Source organism: Methanohalophilus sp. WG1-DM (assembly GCF_004104135.1).
Taxonomy (GTDB): Archaea; Halobacteriota; Methanosarcinia; order Methanosarcinales; family Methanosarcinaceae; genus Methanohalophilus; species Methanohalophilus euhalobius.
In genome coordinates this window covers 1-669 of the sequence record NZ_RRBA01000042.1, presented here as the reverse complement: position 1 = coordinate 669, position 669 = coordinate 1, and the positions used below count along the sequence as shown (strand labels likewise).

The window sequence follows — 669 nt, the reverse complement described above, 5'->3', positions numbered from 1 at the left end:
ATCCAATCCCGGTGGGACTTTTTCTGATTTACTCATAATTTCAGTTCCTCGTGAGAGATAAGTGTACCAGCCTTCTTCTCAGACCTGTATCGATTTAAATACAAATTGTCATCTTCGGTCATAGTTGAATCGATATCAACCATATAATTTTTCATGAAATGAAGATCTTCCCTGATTGTTCTTAAACGTACAATTTCTCCAGGTTCGATCTTTTCAGACATAGTTGGAAATTAGTTTGTAGTTATAAATAAGTAATACGCCCCACCGTCAACCGGCTCGCCGGGATCGTACAGAACGTCTTTGACAGTAATCTGCCTGTAGAATATCAGGACGCCCGCACCGGCGACATCCGCCACAGCGTGGCCGATATCAGTGCTGCGAAAACACTGGGATTTGTCCCGAAGGTCTCCCTGGAGGAGGGGCTGGCGGAGTTTGCGGGGAAATGAAAGGGTTCATCTTGTCATATCTTTGTATAATCTATCAGGTCCTGCTTTAAGGGCGGGCAATTCGTTTTCGATTGTATCCCATATCAATTTATGCATATTATGCATCCAGTTCTTCCAGCAAACATCGGATCACAGGCTTTGCTTGTGGAATATCTTCTTTCGCACTGAGCCAGACAACCTCCAGATTAACTCCAAAATAAGCATGTATCAATTTGTCCCGAAT

At 43.3% G+C, this 669-nt stretch carries 2 protein-coding genes; both read right to left on the bottom strand.

The window, feature by feature from the left end; translation table 11 throughout:
• Window positions 1-32: 32 nt before the first annotated feature.
• The gene (locus CI957_RS10365) at window positions 33-221 is read right to left on the bottom strand and encodes a hypothetical protein (protein ID WP_128754804.1); all 189 of its coding nucleotides are present in this window, start codon (window positions 219-221) and stop codon (window positions 33-35) included.
• Between the two features lie 322 nt (window positions 222-543).
• Complete coding sequence (locus CI957_RS10355; protein WP_241646101.1) at window positions 544-657, bottom strand: hypothetical protein; 114 nt, start codon at window positions 655-657, stop codon at window positions 544-546.
• Window positions 658-669 lie beyond the last annotated feature (12 nt).